Source organism: Emticicia sp. BO119, from assembly GCF_013912375.1.
Taxonomy (GTDB): Bacteria; Bacteroidota; Bacteroidia; order Cytophagales; family Spirosomataceae; genus Emticicia.
The window spans coordinates 724124-739121 of record NZ_JACETV010000001.1; the positions used below are offsets into that span (position 1 = coordinate 724124).

A 14998-nucleotide genomic window follows, 5' to 3' on the forward strand; every position below is an offset into this window, starting at 1 on the left:
ACGCCTTATGTGACAAAGCAAAGTGCAATTACAAAGCCCATTGATAAAACAAATTATCGTATCTTTGGGTGTAAATAAAGATAGGTTAAAAATCTTCCTCAATTATTAATTAGAACCTTATGTCAGAATTTCCACCTTGTCCGAAATGTAAAAGCGAATATGTGTATCCAAGTGATGGTTTATTGATTTGTCCAGAATGTTTTTATGAATGGAATCCTGAGGAAATGGAGGTCGAAGACGTAAGCCTGAAGGTAGTCGACTCTAATGGAAATGAGTTAAAGGATGGAGATACAATAGTTGTAATTAAAGATTTACCCGTAAAAGGTGCACCAAAACCTGTTAAAGCCGGCACTAAAGTTAAGAATATTCGTCTGACTGTCGGAGATCATAATATTGACTGTAAAATCGAAGGCTTCGGCGCAATGAGTTTGAAGTCTGAATTTGTAAGAAAAGCATAGGTAATTTGATATAGATATAATTTTAATGGTCTAAAAACAATATATTGACTTGTGTGTTGTTAGTAATAATAACCACAGACTTGATATACGTAAATAGCCAATGAAACGACTAATCATTTTACTACTGATTACCGCTGGCGCTGCGCACGCACAGACCATAGCAGAGTTCAGACAATGTTATCTCGACAAACAAATCATTAATCCGGCCTTATTGGTGAATGCTCCAGCCAATAATGCGTTGCTATCTTTTTCTCCGGGAAGTTATACGCTCAATTACCCAAAAGATTCCTATAGGTTTAATAATTACCAGTTTTTAGCTTCAGGTACATACCACCCGGACAAAAGCCCACATCATTTTGGGGCTTATATCTGGGGTCAACAACAAGTGAGTAACTCAATATCCTTTGATTATGCCTATGAAATACCCATTGATAGACATACCAATATAGCTTTCGGAGCAAATATAGGTGTATATAATCCATTAGAATTTATGGGTGGAAAAGTATTCAGATATGGCGCAGGCGTAGCCTTGCAAAATAAAAATAAAGAGAACTACATAGGGCTTTCGTTTCCGCATATAGTGACTTCCGTTAATAAGGGAGACTTTTCTCAAAGCCCTTATAAAGCGTTGATTGTGCAGGGTGGATATACTTTTTATTTACCTTGGAACATAAAATTTATTCCAGCGGCTTATCTCCAGCTTGATATAACCAAAAAATATGGTTCAGCCGGACAACGACAGTTCTTTGCTACAGATTTAGCTTTCCGATACAAAGAATTAATATATGTAAATGGAGCTGTAGGTGTAAAGAATTTTAATTTCAGCTCTACAGGCCTTCAAAGATTTGGGGTAGGTATTAAACCTAAGCCCGAAATTATGTTTGGTTATCAAAGAGATGCTTTAGATGCCACCGATTTTAGGTATCATAGTATATGGGCCAGGTATTTCTTTTTGACTAAGAGTAGAACTAAGGGAGTTATTCATGCCTCACGACCTGTAAAGAATAATTCTCAACTAAAAAATAATACTGTAAAGCAAACGACTAATCAACCGAAAACTCCTGTAAATAAGCCCAAAACAACTCCTAAAAAGAAATAATAAGAGCAATGGCATGGATTTTTATTTATTTCAATAAAAAGAAAAATCATGAAAACCGGAAAATCAATGCTTATTCTATCATTATTACTTACTTGTTTTTGCTGTAATAAAAAAGCAAACTCACTTGGGCAATGTGTGGAAAAACCGAGTGATGGAAGAATATGTACTGCCATCTATCAGCCAGTGTCTGGATGTAATAACAAAACTTATGGTAATTCTTGCGAGGCCGAGGCAAGGGGAATAACGAAATATAGTGAAGGTGAATGCAAGAAAGTTCTTAACCCCTAAAGAACCACTTTTTTAAGGGAGGAATGAATTTCCCATCAGGAATTTAGTGGAATTTCCTGACAGGAAAAAATCATACTATTTTATCCAGAGTGCTCCATTTTTCGTTACAAGCTTTTTGATTTTATTTGTTTCTACCAGTGTTTCAAGTGTTTGTTCTGCTTCCTGAAAGGAAATTTCGCTAAGCTCAACAAATTCTCTTAAGGTAAGGGTAGGATACTTTTCAAACAAGCTCTGCCAATCTTTTTTATATGCCTTCTTGATAACTGACGGACAAATTTTCTGGATAGCGTTTTCATAATTCAGATATGGTTTAGTGCCATAAATAAACTCTGAACCACCGGTGCTATTGGTTACAAAAATAGATGGGAAGCCTCTGATACCCATTTTTTTGGACAGGCTTAAATCAGCCTGGAAAAGCTCTTTTGCTTTGCCCTCATAATCTTGTTTTAATTGAACTACATCCAGACCTGCTTTAATAGCGGCTTGTGCTATTATTTCCCATCTGGTTATGTTTTTCTTCTGTAAAAATACCATTTCACGTAAGCTGCGCAGGAAAATAACGGCCTTTTCTTCATTCTGCAATTGAGCCGCCTTAAACGCAATAGATGGAGGATAGGATGAATCTAATGGGTCTTCGAGCCATATATTGCCATTGATAGGCATTTTGTAGTGGAGGCTTACCTCATCCCAATGGTGTGCTACATCCGATGGCTTATTGATACCCCCGCTATTATAAGACCAATCAGGTAGAAGCCCTCCCATATGGTACTCAAACTCAACATCGTGGCCATATTCTAATTTTAGTCTCCTCAACTGAGGTTCAATACCCCAGCAAGAAGAACAGATTGGGTCTGTGAAATAGATGATTTTCACTGGCTTATTCTGAGGAGCGATTGGCTGTTTTTTAGAAGTATTCTCGGCGCCTGGAATCTCACAAATACCTGATTCAGGGTCACACAATAGCGGATTATTATTGGTTGTCATTGGTTTTTTGGTTTGTGCCTGGCAATTAAAAATACCAGCAATTACTAAAAATATTAAAGGTTTAATGTTCATGAAACTGAATTGGTTGAACCATTTTCAATTGAATTATTTTATATGTTTATACAAAGGTCAGAAACCTTCAGTTTACAGTCAATAAGTCAAAAAAACATGACTACTAAAAAGATTGAAGAAAATACAGAAACCTGCCCGGCACAGACATTATTAAAACTTTTGTCGGGGAAATGGAAGCCGGAAATCTTTCGTTTGGCGGTTGTGGGTCCATTGCGTTTCAGTAGTTTATTACGCCAACTGGAAGGTTCAAATAAGCAAACACTGGCAATAGCTCTAAAAGAACTAGAAGAAGCGGGCTTACTCGAAAAAGTAACCATTAAGCTAAAACCGCTTCACATCGAATACTATCTGACAGAAAAAGGCAAAACAATGATTCCTGTTTTTTTAACATTGGAGGCATTGGTGGATTAATTGAATCATAAGCCTTACTCCTGCAAAACCCCTCTTATGGCCCGATAATCTCAATCGTTGCGGTGGTCATTGGGTAATTCAAATATCGTAATGACCGCCTGTTTTTTACTTTCTGGTATATCCTTCACTTCTCGTTTGTCTCGCCACAAATCAGGTCGACGGTTTTTGAGCCAGAATATCTGAGCCCTGGTGTCAGGTATTACCTCTTTGGTCGTTACTTTGATTTTCTTCAAAACATCGCTGGGCTCATTCAAAAAGGTTCCCACCATATGGGTAACCTTTTCAAGTTCCGTTTCTGTAACTGGTACACTGACAGACTCCTTATTCAAAAAGGTTCCCACCAGATTGGTAACCTTTTCCGGTTCCGTATGAGGTGCTGGTGCTTTCAAAGGTTTCTCATTCAGAAAGGTTCCCACCGTATCGGTAACCTTTTTCGGTTTCGTTTGGGTAGCTGGTGCTTTCACAAACTCCGAAGTTACTTGCAGATAATTATAGCCAATTGCTTTCTTGTACAGGCTTTCGGCTACCTTCATATCAGTCAGTTCTTTTCCTCTCCTGACAGCTTCCTTAAAACCCGGATATTTCTTCATCCATTTTTTCAGGGTAGTAGTAGATACCCCGAAAAACGCTGCGAGCGTTTCGTTGGTTGCCCCTAATAGGCAATAATTGTAGTCTTGTTGAGCAAAGTCGGGTCTGTAATCAGTGATTCATCTGCCCCCAAGATTGATTTTGGTTTTCTCTTCTTCCATAATAGTATTTGTTGTGTGAACGGCTAGTTGTGGACGACCAGTAGTTGTAAGACTAGACATCTTTTAAATTTCTGACTTAGAATTATGTTTTCAAAGTGTTTGGAGAAGACTTTGGTAAAATCATACTGCTGGATAGTATAATGAAAGTCATAAGGGGTAAAAACCGTGCAAAAGCTGACCTGCTCGAAAAAGGCTGACAATAAAGCTAGCCCCTTGCATATTTTTTATTACTGCATATAAAAGGGAGCAACAATGATTCTTATTTTTGAGATTTAGGAAGCATTTATTAATTGATTGATAACTACTAATATTTTAAGAAAGAGAATTAATAGTTGTTATAAAATTCTCAGTAACTAAATACCTTCCATCTCCTGTAAACTCAGTAAATGTATTATCAATATCAAATGCTTCAATTAACCTGAACTTACTTTTAGGATAATTGAGGGTGTCTAATAAATCTTTTAAATAAAAATCATCGTTGAATTTTGATGAATATTCCTCTAGAAAAACCTTCAAAAAATCGAGCCCGATTACCAGAATTTCGCCACTATCCACACCAAATAAGCATTCTTCCGATAAATCATACTCTTCAAAGTCTTCCTTGAAAATTCTGATTATTTCGGAAACATCTATTTCATTTTTACCTTCAATAAAGTCATTTATTCGGTAAAAACCGATAATATAACCACCATAGGGAAACAATTCTTTATTGATTTTTTCTGCCTTAGCAGGTGTAATTTGCTCTTCATCTGGCAAAGCAAGAAAATAATCTACCACCTCCTTATTAATAAACAAGGGGTCAATTATTACGACATTGGGTGATGATAAATAGATGTCAAACTTCATTGCTTTTAAATATCGGGTGGAAAGCAATATTAACTATTTATATCCTAACTTTAGCTTCAAACATAAAAAATAGAAACAAGGTAATGATAAAGCCTAAGATGATTTATCAGCGATGCGCTCACTGCATTTCATCAATTATTTCTTACCTTACATCAAGCAGGTTTTGAATACGATTGAGATTCGCTGTATCTTTCGGTATTAGTTAATCAGTCACTATTCTTGTTTTGATGCAAAATTGGTTTTTTAAATATAAACTTCATCATATTGTTTTCTGGATAGGTTATCATCTGTTATGGATGTGGATTAACATCGGTAATCTGAAAGATGCTTATGCTTACCTTTTTCTGGGTTCTTTACCTATTAAATTCTACGGCTATATCATTTTTCAGGCTTTAGGAGCTTATTTTAACCTCTATTTCCTGATACCCCGATTTCTGTATGTAGGCAAATACAAAACCTATATAGCCCTCGTAATCCTGACTATAATTGTATGTTCAGCTTTTATTGTGGGCGGCTATTATCTGGCTCCTTATTTCTCTGATTTGACTTTTCAACAACTCTTTGGCCGTCGCCCAGACCAATATCTGCTTATTTTTACTTCTAATGCCTTACCCTCTACCGCTGGCAGTATGACATTGGCCATGAGTATAAAACTTGGCAAAAACTGGCTGGAAACCGAGAAAAAACGCCGTGATTTAGAAAAAGACAATCTGGAAACTGAACTGAAATACCTTAAATCGCAGATAAATCCACATTTCTTATTCAATACTATCAATTCTATTTTCGTATTGATTCACAAAAACCCTGATTTAGCCTCGGAGTCTCTGGCTTCATTTTCTGATATGCTAAGGTATCAGTTGTATGAATGCAACGATCAGGAAATTCCACTAAACAAAGAACTGCATTTTCTGGAGAATTTTATTGAACTGGAATCCCTCCGGCTGAATGAAAACCAGACTGAGCTACAATTTGAGATTAATCATGCCTCCGCACATGGTATAAGTATTGCTCCATTTATTTTACTACCTTTTGTGGAGAATACCTTTAAACACGTATCAAAAGGCAAAACGCAGAAGAACTTTATACGAATGTGTCTGAATGTAAAAGAGAATAAACAATTAGAAATGCACATAGAAAACAGTAGGGGAGGAGAGTCTACCTCACCCTCGTCGGGCATAGGATTGAAAAATGTAGAACGGAGACTGAATCTGATTTATCCGCATCATCATCAATTGCATATTGAAGCAGATGCCAGAACCTATAAAGTAGCTTTGACCATAGATTTAAAATGAAACTCAGGTGTGTCATAGTGGACGATGAGCCATTAGCAAGCGAAGGCTTAATGAAGTACATTGAGGTAATTGATTACCTTGAACTGGTAGCTATTGCCGAAAACCCATTGGAACTGAATAAAATACTCGAAAATGAGCGAATCGACCTGATATTTCTCGATATTCAGATGCCTCATATGACAGGTCTTGATTTTCTGAAAATCAAGACTAATCTGCCTATGGTCATTATTACAACAGCTTACCCAAATTATGCTTTAGAGGGTTTTCAGTTCGATGCGGTCGATTATCTCCTGAAACCCATTACTTTCAATCGGTTCTTTAAAGCTACAAACAAGGCTAAAGAATTGCACTATCTGAAAAACCAAAAAACAGAAAACCAACCCCAGAATTCAGAACCGGATTACCTGTTTATTAAATGTGAAAGCAAATACGAAAAAATTCTGATTGATGAAATACTCTTTGTGCAAGCCCTCCAGAACTACGTAATTATCTTCACTACTCGTGGCAAATACATGACTTTACTGCCACTGAAAACAGTAGAAGAATACCTTGACCCAACGCGCTTTCTACGTGTGCATAAATCATATCTGGTTGCCATTGCCAAAATCGGCAGTATCGAAAACAACGACATCACCATCCAAAGCCACCTCATACCCATCAGCCGCACCATGCGCGAGCAGGTGATTGAAATTGTGGTGAAGAGTAAATTATTGACTAGATAATTTGTTTTGGAAAGTGGTTTAAGGAGAAGTCAATATATAGAGATAACTTCAACCAGTCTTTAGAAACAGTAACCCAAAGCAATAATGACTCTCGGAAAAGTTCCAATCTGATGACTCAGTGTTTCTCTATCATATTCAAAAGAGGCACCTCCACCTACATTGCAAACCAGTCCTTTTTTTCCGGCATACTGATAACCAATATTGGCACCAAATGATAGGGTTTCGAATGTAGGATAATTGGCCATGATATGCGGACCAAGATAAAATCCATTCAGCTTTCTGGCAGATGTTTTTAATACATAATATCTTAGGTCTCCGATAATCTGAGCCAACCTTCCTTCATCGTAGCTTTTAAGCGGTTTTCCGCCAATAATTATTATAGTGCCACCTGGATTGTAGTTTCTATTAGCAACAGTGTATACGCCTACACCCACTTGCCACGAAAACCTTTTGCCAATAGCTTGTTCGTACTGAACGGTTGGATAATTAGAAAATATATTAGCCAGATTTAACTTTATAGCTCTTGCTTGGGCAAAAGATTCTATGAACGGACAGACCGACAAACCCAGAATATAAAACCAAAGCTTTAAATATCTACCAATCTTTCTCTTTGCCATAATAGGAATAATAGTATCTGATGGTATCTACAGGTGTTTTTCTGGTATTATCGATGAGATCGCTTGTAATTAGAATCGGATTAGGTTTACTCCCGGTAGACTGGCTATTGTCATATTCCATCCAGATATAATTCTTGAAATCCAGTTGCCATGTGCAAGAGAATTTTTGCTTTGACTGTTTTTCAGAAATGATGCTTTCAACAGTAGGCTTTGATAAAACCGACTTTTTATCACGATAAATAGTATAAAATTTATTTCGGTTTCCGTCTTCTTTCATCTCAAGTAATTGTTCATAGCCTAGTTGGCTGGCAGAAATATTCTGATTGGGACTAGTTATTTTTTCCAGTTTCCAGACTCCCTGCAGATAAAAAAGCAATGGAACATCGTCAAAATATTTTTTTTCACAAGAGACTAGCAAAACTACCAGTACTGTTGAAAGCATTATTTTCTTCATGGCAAGTATTAATTTCTTCTTATTCCTGTTAAAGCTCTTAAATAGGTATTATAATTATCTCCCTGATGAATGAAACTATAATTAGCGCTATAATATCCATTATCATTTCCTCCATGACCCCAGTTCATAGCTATGTATTCATACAGAACACTTACGCAATTATCGTTACAAATCTGATTTTCCGGGCAATTATTAACATAATATTGATAAGAAAGATATGAATAACCATCACCTACCCAGATATGAGCATCAGTAAAATTAACGCTCCCGGTAGTACCTACAAAAATGACAGGAAAAAAATTCTGTAGGTCGCTTTTTACCTGAGGATAATTACTGTATAAATCATCCCATGTGCCCCCACCGTTAAGATAACCTAAATTAGCAAAAGCATTGTTGATACTACCCGGATACGTGGCTGTATTACAGTTTCCTAAAATACCATATTGTGTAGATGATTCTACGCCACATCGTCTCACTAATAACGCAAGTTGCTTTTCATTATTGTTGCCATAAAGACAGTTACTCGCTGGAAATCGAGGCATATTGGCATAGTCCATAGTTTCGCAATCACCGTTAACGCATACGTAGAAATTGTCAGGAAAATGATGGTATCTCATAACCATTCCCATAGCCACCGGGCCGCAACCAGCCAACTTTCTGTTACATTGTGCATCACTATTGCAACCATTATCCGAAGGAGAATAATAGCTTGTAAAGCCCTTCTGCCACCAACGAGCTAACGCATCCACATATCTTCCGGTTTCATAATAAGTGGTAAATTCATCACATTGATCATTTGTGCGACCTTTTTTCTGTGCGGTATTACCTTCCAGAATTTCCCATAGTTTTTTTGTTTCAGCCGGGATTTCTTTTTTCGACTTAGCAAGTTTTATATGTTTCCCCGCATTTTGAAACCAGTTTTTGACCCCAGGTAGGTTTTCGTCGCTAAAACTGGAATTATCTGAGTAGGCAAGAATCGGACTTGCCCTTTTGTCTGCCGCAACGATAACAAATCCCTCTCCCTCTTTATAGTTAATAATATGATAAAGCTCTTCCTCTGAGTCCTTAACGGTTCTCAAGGATTGAATCTCGCGATTTTGAGGTTTAAATGGATTAGTGGTTGTTTTTGATCTACGTAAACGCTGATAATTTTGTTCTTCTACAATCATTAGCTGGTGTTTTGCTAAATTCTGAGCATCGGAAAGAGAAACTTTAAATTCAGTTTCGACTTTTTTTGAAGAAGTAGATTTATCAGGGTGAAGTTGGTTGTCTTTACTGCATTGAGTGAGTGATAATATAAAAACAACAAGCACTGCGACAAGCTTGTAGCCCGCCGGGAATTTAAAAGAAAGTTTCATGTAATAGAAAGTGAAAGTTTGAGTGAAATTATATAGACGCTTTAGACGGTGCGCAATTTAATTCAGAACGAATAAGATATGCACACAGATAAATACCGTAGGGCGTTAAGCCAACGTAATGGAGAGCAAAAAAAAGTTTTGGATTTGATACCGATAGGTTTAATCAGTATTGTTGAAAGTTTACCTGGATTTTGTCATGATTGAGTATTTAATGTATAGTCACGCTTTTTTATTTCACTGCAAGATAATTCTTTAAACTTTAGCTGCAATGGAAAAAATTAAAAAATTATTTTACGGTATTTTTAAATCTAAAATGCTTTAGAAGGCAATTATTCTGAGATATTATCACAAATAACACACGTTAGATTTATTGTAGAAGATAATAAACAGTAAAAATGGAGGTAAAATTTGCGAAGAATATCAAAACTACACTCCATTTTACTTATTCGAATATAATGCACTGTATTCCTTAAAACTAATATATCAGATTAAGAAATTATAATATTGATTACTCATATTTCAACTGCATAGCCTTTATCTCACCTTTACCGGCAGTTTTACCGGATACATTTACGCCCACCCTTGCAGCTCTGTCCCAACGTGGTAGCCAGAGATTATCCACTTCAACTGTCTTGTTGGCAGCATCAGGTTTCTCTCCTTTGAATTCGTAGCTGAACTCATAGAAACGACCATTATAGCTGTGTAATTTAAGAGCAATATCTTTTCCGCTGGCAATAGCTAGCGTTTTAATGGTTTCATGCACACCATCTTTTACTCGCCATACCTCCACCATATTTTTGCGTACACCATAACCAAGCGCATTTTTTGCATCGCCATAAATTACAATACTTTGCATTAACTCATCTTTGGGGGCAACCTCTACCATGAAAGTATAACTCCCTTTTTTGATATTAAACCCGATAAAATTTCCTGTTTCAATCAGGTTTGAGTTTTCAATCTGTAGAGAGCCATCTTTTACAGTGTAATCGGGTTTTGGAAGCCTTACATCATGAACCCATCTCAAATTTGGTATGGGCTGACTAAAGTCTACATTAAAACCCGAATAATTAGCGATACTTGTACCAGCCGGAGAATTGGCTTGTTGAGGCGTTGTTTTACCGAATCTGAAAACCGGCCATTTGGTGGATTTATTCCATACCAGTTCTGTGAGAACCCCTTGTCTGCCAACAAATGTGAAATCGGCCGCGCTATAAGCATGATGCAAATAGAAATAGCGGTTATCAGGAGTAGTTACAACTGTGCCGTGCCCCGGGCATTTCCAGACATCATCACTTACCAGAATCGGATTGCCGGCATACTTTATCCATGGACCCTGAATTTTTTCGGCCCTTGCTACCCCTACCATATAATTGCATTTGCTTCCACAACACGAATTGCCAGAATATAACATATACCAATACTTGCCTCTTTTAAAAATACACTGCCCTTCCGCACCACCTGCTTCCCAGTCTTCTTTGTTAGCTGTAATAATATTAAATGCTTTACCTGTTACTTTTAATCCATCTGGCGACAACTCAGCCCCTAATAATTCTATTGTCTTTCCTTTATCAAGACCGTAGGCTTTCCAGGTAATGTACAATTTTCCTTTATCCTCTACTACGTAGGCATCAATAGCTTCTGTCGTCCATTCGATAATTAAGCCATGATCTGTAAAGCCTTTTTTCAAATCTTTGGTAGTAGCTACACCAATGTAAGACTGTTTATCTGATTTACGGCGTGCAGTATAATAACAGTAAAAAGTATCATTATGATAAAACAATTCAGGAGCCCAGAAGCTACCCATAGTCCACTCAGGTATTTCGGCAAAAACCGGACCCACATATTCCCAGTCTACCAGGTTTTTTGAGCTATAAATCGGGTAAGCCGGTCCCCATTCTGATGAAGTCCCGGCCGCATAATAGGTATCTTCAACACGAATGACCGAAGGATCGGCAAAATCTCCGGCTATAACTGGATTTCTATAAGTATTAACTGCCCGAAGGGTCTGTCTTTGTGCCCAGGTAGCTGTGGTAAAAATTATTGTAAATATAAATGGGATGGATAGTAATCTCATAAATGTCAAGACGAATAGTAAAGCGAAGAAAAGGAATAATTCTGATATAAGAAACTCTTAAAGGAATATTTAGATGGAACAGAGTCATACACCTAAGATTATTGCAAAGTATAATCTGAAAAATTTTTATATAATCACATAGTCCACTACCGTACATCCTAACGTCCGATTTCGGACAATAAATACTTATAAATTATACAGAATTTGCTTAAAAAGGCGATTTTGGCACATGGAACAGTATTTGCTATACAAATGAGAAAGATATAAAGTAACCTATAAGAATTATGAAAGGAGACCAGCTGGGAGAATTTGAAGAATTAGTATTATTAACAATTGCCCTGCTATATGACGATGCCTACAGCGTAGCAGTGGTAGAAGAACTAAGCAAACGACTGGAACGCCCTATTAGCTTGGGAGCGGTACACCGAACCATGCAAAGACTTGAAGAAAAAGGCCTGGTAGCTTCGCGTTTTGGAGAAGCTTTAGCCGAAAGGGGAGGGCGTAGAAAACGCTTGTTCACAGTTTCCACATCGGGCGAACAAGCCTTACAGGAAGCACGCCAGATTCGGAATGATTTATGGTCAGGAATCCCCAAAGTAGCCTTCGGAGGAGGCATGTCATGAAAGATTCCCCTCGTCCTTACCGCTGGGCAGAATGGCTAATCAGCCACATAGCCGCCCCGCATCTGAGAGAGGAATTATTAGGTGATTTAGACGAATTCTTTTATAAACGTGGGCATAAGTACGGCTATTCCACTGCAAAATTATTGTATCTGGTGGATATACTTTTACTGCTTCACCCTCGCCTCTGGCGCAGGCTGGCAGATACTTATGGAAAAACTATTTATTCATCATCCTTTATCCTTCACCCAGATATGTTACGCAACTATTTCAAAATCGCTTTTCGTAACCTTTTTAAAAATAAGGTTTATTCATTCATCAATATCAGTGGACTAGCCGTGGGCATTGCCTGCTGCCTGGCTATCTGCCTCTATGTGTACGATGAATTTAGTTTCGACCGCTTTCACACCAATGCCCACAACCTCTATCGCATAGTAGAAAAACAGAATCAGGCAGGTACATTATACGATGTGGCTTCGTCTCCGGGCCCATTATCCCCCACCTTAAAAGCTGAATTTGCCGAAATCAAACAATATTGTCGCTTTGACCGATATTGGGGCATATTAAAACATGATTCTACCATTATTGAAGACATAGATATCCTGGGTGTCGACCATTCATTTTTCAATATGTTCAGTTTCCCATTACTACGAGGTAATGTAAATCAGGCTTTATTGAACCCTAATGAAATTATTATTACTGAAAGCGCGGCCGAGCGATTCTTTGGCAGTCAATGGAAACATTCAACCAATATATTAGGTCAGCCATTTCAATTCAAAGACAAAACCTTTACGCTAACCGGAATCGCCCAGAACCCCCCACATAATTCACATATTCAATTTGATATTCTGTTTTCTTATCTTTTGACACAGAACGACAAAGACCAGTATAAATGGAATAATGATAGCCATTACAATTACATCTTATTACAACCTCATACAGATGTAGCATCCCTCGAAAAAAAGATATTCAGTTTTATGAATAAGTATCGGCCTTCTGATAAACCCACTATCAGGTTGCAACCAATGCTTGATATTTATCTGAATCCGGATTTTAGCTTTCAAACAGACTGGCAGACTAAGGGCAGTCGGTTATATATATGGGTTTTTATATCCGTTGGCAGTATTGTATTGCTCATTGCCTTATTCAATTTCATGAATCTATCAACTGCAAGAGCTATGAAACGGGCACAAGAAGTAGGGGTTAGAAAAGCCATTGGCGCGGTTCGTTTACAGTTAGTCGTACAGTTTTTGGGAGAATCATTATTGTTGACGTTGCTATCAGTTATTTCGGCCATTGGTTTATTGATTCTGTTTTTGCCTTTACTGAATGAAATAGCAGCCAAGTCATTAACAATTCCATTTGCTGAACCTGGGTTCTGGTTGGTAATTATTGGTTTTACCTTGTTAATTAGTTTTCTGGCGGGTATGTACCCCGCCTTTTACCTATCCGGTTTCCAACCCGTTAAAGTGCTGAAGGGCGTGTTTAACGTTCAATCTGGACAACTTTTCCGTCGCACATTGGTGGTAAGTCAATTCACAATGTCAGTCATGCTGGTAACAGGAGCTATCGTCATTTACAAGCAATTAACATTCATGCAGAACAGAAGTCTGGGATTTGATAAATCACAATTATTATCAACCTGGATACGCCCAGAACTGCACAATAAAATTCAGATGATAAAAGCTGATTTGCAACAACAAAGCAGTATTGCTCAAGTAACCCTGACTACAGGAAACCTGGTAGATATGAACAACTCAACCTACGATTTTTCTTGGGAAGGACAAGCACCGGGAGAGGGAATGGTAATTACACATGCCAATTCGGATCCTGAATTTTTGAAAACTACCGGAATGAAACTCATTGCCGGAAGAAATTTTGATCCAAAAATTGCAAGTGATACAACAGATGCTTATTTAATTAATGAAACTGCCGCGAAGCGAATGAAATGGACACCCGAACAGGCTTTAGGCAAAACAATTACATTCTGGCAAAATAAAGGAAAGGTAATCGGAGTATTGAAAGATTTTCACTTCCGCCCACTCACAGCAGCTATCGAACCATTTTTGTTACGCTATTGGCCTCACGGTCAATATAATTATAATAATTTCTTGATCAAAACCCGTCCTGATATGAATCATGAAGGTATTGTAGCATTAGAACAGATTTATAAGAAATATAATAGCATTATGCCGCCATATTACGAATTTGTCGACCAGTCTTTAGAAAACCAATACCGCACCGAGCAACGCACAAGTAAGGTAGTATTCTATTTTTCAGCATTGGCAATTTTAGTATCATGCCTCGGTTTATTTGGTTTGGTAACCTTCACGGCCGAGCAGCGCACTAAAGAAATTGGTACCCGCAAAGTACTGGGAGCAACAGTAACCAATATTGTAACCTTATTATCAAAAGACTTCCTGCAATTGGTAGTATTAGCAATCATTATCGCATCTCCGCTTGCATGGTTCCTCATGAACCAGTGGCTGGCAGATTTTGCCTATAAAACCAATTTTGAATGGTGGATATTTGCCTTGTCAGGTTTTCTGGCGATTGTTATTGCTCTAATTACTGTCAGTTTTAAAGCGATCAGAGCTGCACTTATAAATCCTGTAAAAAGTTTGAGAAGTGAGTAATTTTAGCATAACTATCTCCTGGTAAATAATATATTCATGTATAGGTTATCGCCGGGTAAAGATGATAGTTTACCTGACTATGCGTGTTTTTCCAACAACCTCAACTCTATCTTATTTCATCAGATAGAAATAACTATGAGTGATAGATATATATTTGTATCCGTTTAATAAGTGTTTGTGGCGGAATGGAAAAAAAAACAGAAATACGCGCGTATCGCAAGCAGGATGGTATTAAAATTGTACAAGGAAAAGGAATAATTAAACATTGATCAAACCCGATTTTTTTTACTGCTGAAAACCGGGCCTTCAGATGGTAAT

General features: G+C 37.5%; 14 protein-coding genes. 7 read left to right on the plus strand and 7 right to left on the minus strand.

Features of this window, described 5'->3' with window-relative positions:
• Positions 1–119: 119 nt before the first annotated feature.
• Complete coding sequence (locus H1R81_RS03140; RefSeq protein ID WP_181839217.1) at positions 120–458, plus strand: zinc ribbon domain-containing protein YjdM; 339 nt, start codon at positions 120–122, stop codon at positions 456–458.
• Between the two features lie 100 nt (positions 459–558).
• On the plus strand, positions 559–1557 hold the full coding sequence (locus H1R81_RS03145) for a type IX secretion system membrane protein PorP/SprF (protein WP_181839218.1): 999 nt from the start codon (positions 559–561) through the stop codon (positions 1555–1557).
• 363 nt (positions 1558–1920) lie between these two features.
• Here the strand turns inward: H1R81_RS03145 and H1R81_RS03150 are convergent, their stop codons facing one another.
• Entirely contained in the window at positions 1921–2901 is a 981-nt protein-coding gene (locus tag H1R81_RS03150; protein ID WP_310588047.1) for a ClpXP adapter SpxH family protein, read from the minus strand.
• Positions 2902–2997: 96 nt separating this feature from the next.
• Between H1R81_RS03150 and H1R81_RS03155 the strand changes: the two genes are divergently transcribed.
• A complete protein-coding gene (locus H1R81_RS03155) occupies positions 2998–3312 on the plus strand; it encodes a helix-turn-helix domain-containing protein (RefSeq protein ID WP_181839219.1) in 315 nt (104 codons plus the stop codon).
• A gap of 50 nt (positions 3313–3362) precedes the next feature.
• Here the strand turns inward: H1R81_RS03155 and H1R81_RS27285 are convergent, their stop codons facing one another.
• Together H1R81_RS27285 and H1R81_RS03165 are read right to left on the minus strand one after the other, a co-directional pair.
• Positions 3363–3902 carry a hypothetical protein gene (locus H1R81_RS27285; RefSeq protein WP_220275161.1) on the minus strand — a complete coding sequence of 180 codons (540 nt, stop codon included), beginning with the start codon at positions 3900–3902 and terminating at the stop codon, positions 3363–3365.
• A 471-nt stretch (positions 3903–4373) separates the two neighbouring features.
• Positions 4374–4907 carry a hypothetical protein gene (locus H1R81_RS03165; RefSeq protein WP_181839220.1) on the minus strand — a complete coding sequence of 178 codons (534 nt, stop codon included), beginning with the start codon at positions 4905–4907 and terminating at the stop codon, positions 4374–4376.
• A gap of 227 nt (positions 4908–5134) precedes the next feature.
• Here H1R81_RS03165 and H1R81_RS03170 point away from each other — a divergent pair, with 227 nt between their 5' ends.
• Both H1R81_RS03170 and H1R81_RS03175 read left to right on the plus strand, forming a co-directional pair.
• Positions 5135–6199 carry a sensor histidine kinase gene (locus H1R81_RS03170; RefSeq protein ID WP_181839221.1) on the plus strand — a complete coding sequence of 355 codons (1065 nt, stop codon included), beginning with the start codon at positions 5135–5137 and terminating at the stop codon, positions 6197–6199.
• Positions 6196–6921 carry a LytTR family DNA-binding domain-containing protein gene (locus H1R81_RS03175; protein WP_181839222.1) on the plus strand — a complete coding sequence of 242 codons (726 nt, stop codon included), beginning with the start codon at positions 6196–6198 and terminating at the stop codon, positions 6919–6921. The genes H1R81_RS03170 and H1R81_RS03175 overlap by 4 nt, the downstream gene beginning before the upstream one ends.
• A gap of 59 nt (positions 6922–6980) precedes the next feature.
• Here H1R81_RS03175 and H1R81_RS03180 read toward each other — a convergent pair whose 3' ends face one another.
• The 4 genes from H1R81_RS03180 to H1R81_RS03195 form a co-directional block, all read right to left on the minus strand.
• Positions 6981–7538: a DUF3575 domain-containing protein gene (locus tag H1R81_RS03180; RefSeq protein ID WP_181839223.1), complete on the minus strand. Its 558-nt coding sequence runs from the start codon at positions 7536–7538 to the stop codon at positions 6981–6983.
• Positions 7516–7992, minus strand: coding sequence for a hypothetical protein (locus H1R81_RS03185; protein WP_181839224.1), 477 nt, complete (start codon positions 7990–7992; stop codon positions 7516–7518). Before H1R81_RS03185 ends, H1R81_RS03180 begins: the two co-directional genes overlap by 23 nt.
• 8 nt (positions 7993–8000) lie before the next feature.
• The gene (locus tag H1R81_RS03190; RefSeq protein WP_181839225.1) at positions 8001–9350 is read right to left on the minus strand and encodes a C10 family peptidase; all 1350 of its coding nucleotides are present in this window, start codon (positions 9348–9350) and stop codon (positions 8001–8003) included.
• A 508-nt stretch (positions 9351–9858) separates the two neighbouring features.
• A complete protein-coding gene (locus H1R81_RS03195; protein WP_181839226.1) occupies positions 9859–11424 on the minus strand; it encodes a glycoside hydrolase family 43 protein in 1566 nt (521 codons plus the stop codon).
• Positions 11425–11708: 284 nt separating this feature from the next.
• Here H1R81_RS03195 and H1R81_RS03200 point away from each other — a divergent pair, with 284 nt between their 5' ends.
• Both H1R81_RS03200 and H1R81_RS03205 read left to right on the plus strand, forming a co-directional pair.
• The gene (locus H1R81_RS03200; RefSeq protein ID WP_181839227.1) at positions 11709–12047 is read left to right on the plus strand and encodes a PadR family transcriptional regulator; all 339 of its coding nucleotides are present in this window, start codon (positions 11709–11711) and stop codon (positions 12045–12047) included.
• Positions 12044–14680 carry an ABC transporter permease gene (locus tag H1R81_RS03205; protein WP_220275162.1) on the plus strand — a complete coding sequence of 879 codons (2637 nt, stop codon included), beginning with the start codon at positions 12044–12046 and terminating at the stop codon, positions 14678–14680. The genes H1R81_RS03200 and H1R81_RS03205 overlap by 4 nt, the downstream gene beginning before the upstream one ends.
• Positions 14681–14998: the final 318 nt, after the last annotated feature.

Coding starts and splice junctions, on each gene's coding strand:
- H1R81_RS03140 (WP_181839217.1), top strand. CDS start 120: ATGTCAGAATTTCCACCTTGTCCGAAATGTAAAAGCGAATATGTGTAT.
- H1R81_RS03145 (WP_181839218.1), top strand. CDS start 559: ATGAAACGACTAATCATTTTACTACTGATTACCGCTGGCGCTGCGCAC.
- H1R81_RS03150 (WP_310588047.1), bottom strand. CDS start 2,901: ATGAACATTAAACCTTTAATATTTTTAGTAATTGCTGGTATTTTTAAT.
- H1R81_RS03155 (WP_181839219.1), top strand. CDS start 2,998: ATGACTACTAAAAAGATTGAAGAAAATACAGAAACCTGCCCGGCACAG.
- H1R81_RS27285 (WP_220275161.1), bottom strand. CDS start 3,902: ATGAAGAAATATCCGGGTTTTAAGGAAGCTGTCAGGAGAGGAAAAGAA.
- H1R81_RS03165 (WP_181839220.1), bottom strand. CDS start 4,907: ATGAAGTTTGACATCTATTTATCATCACCCAATGTCGTAATAATTGAC.
- H1R81_RS03170 (WP_181839221.1), top strand. CDS start 5,135: ATGCAAAATTGGTTTTTTAAATATAAACTTCATCATATTGTTTTCTGG.
- H1R81_RS03175 (WP_181839222.1), top strand. CDS start 6,196: ATGAAACTCAGGTGTGTCATAGTGGACGATGAGCCATTAGCAAGCGAA.
- H1R81_RS03180 (WP_181839223.1), bottom strand. CDS start 7,538: ATGGCAAAGAGAAAGATTGGTAGATATTTAAAGCTTTGGTTTTATATT.
- H1R81_RS03185 (WP_181839224.1), bottom strand. CDS start 7,992: ATGAAGAAAATAATGCTTTCAACAGTACTGGTAGTTTTGCTAGTCTCT.
- H1R81_RS03190 (WP_181839225.1), bottom strand. CDS start 9,350: ATGAAACTTTCTTTTAAATTCCCGGCGGGCTACAAGCTTGTCGCAGTG.
- H1R81_RS03195 (WP_181839226.1), bottom strand. CDS start 11,424: ATGAGATTACTATCCATCCCATTTATATTTACAATAATTTTTACCACA.
- H1R81_RS03200 (WP_181839227.1), top strand. CDS start 11,709: ATGAAAGGAGACCAGCTGGGAGAATTTGAAGAATTAGTATTATTAACA.
- H1R81_RS03205 (WP_220275162.1), top strand. CDS start 12,044: ATGAAAGATTCCCCTCGTCCTTACCGCTGGGCAGAATGGCTAATCAGC.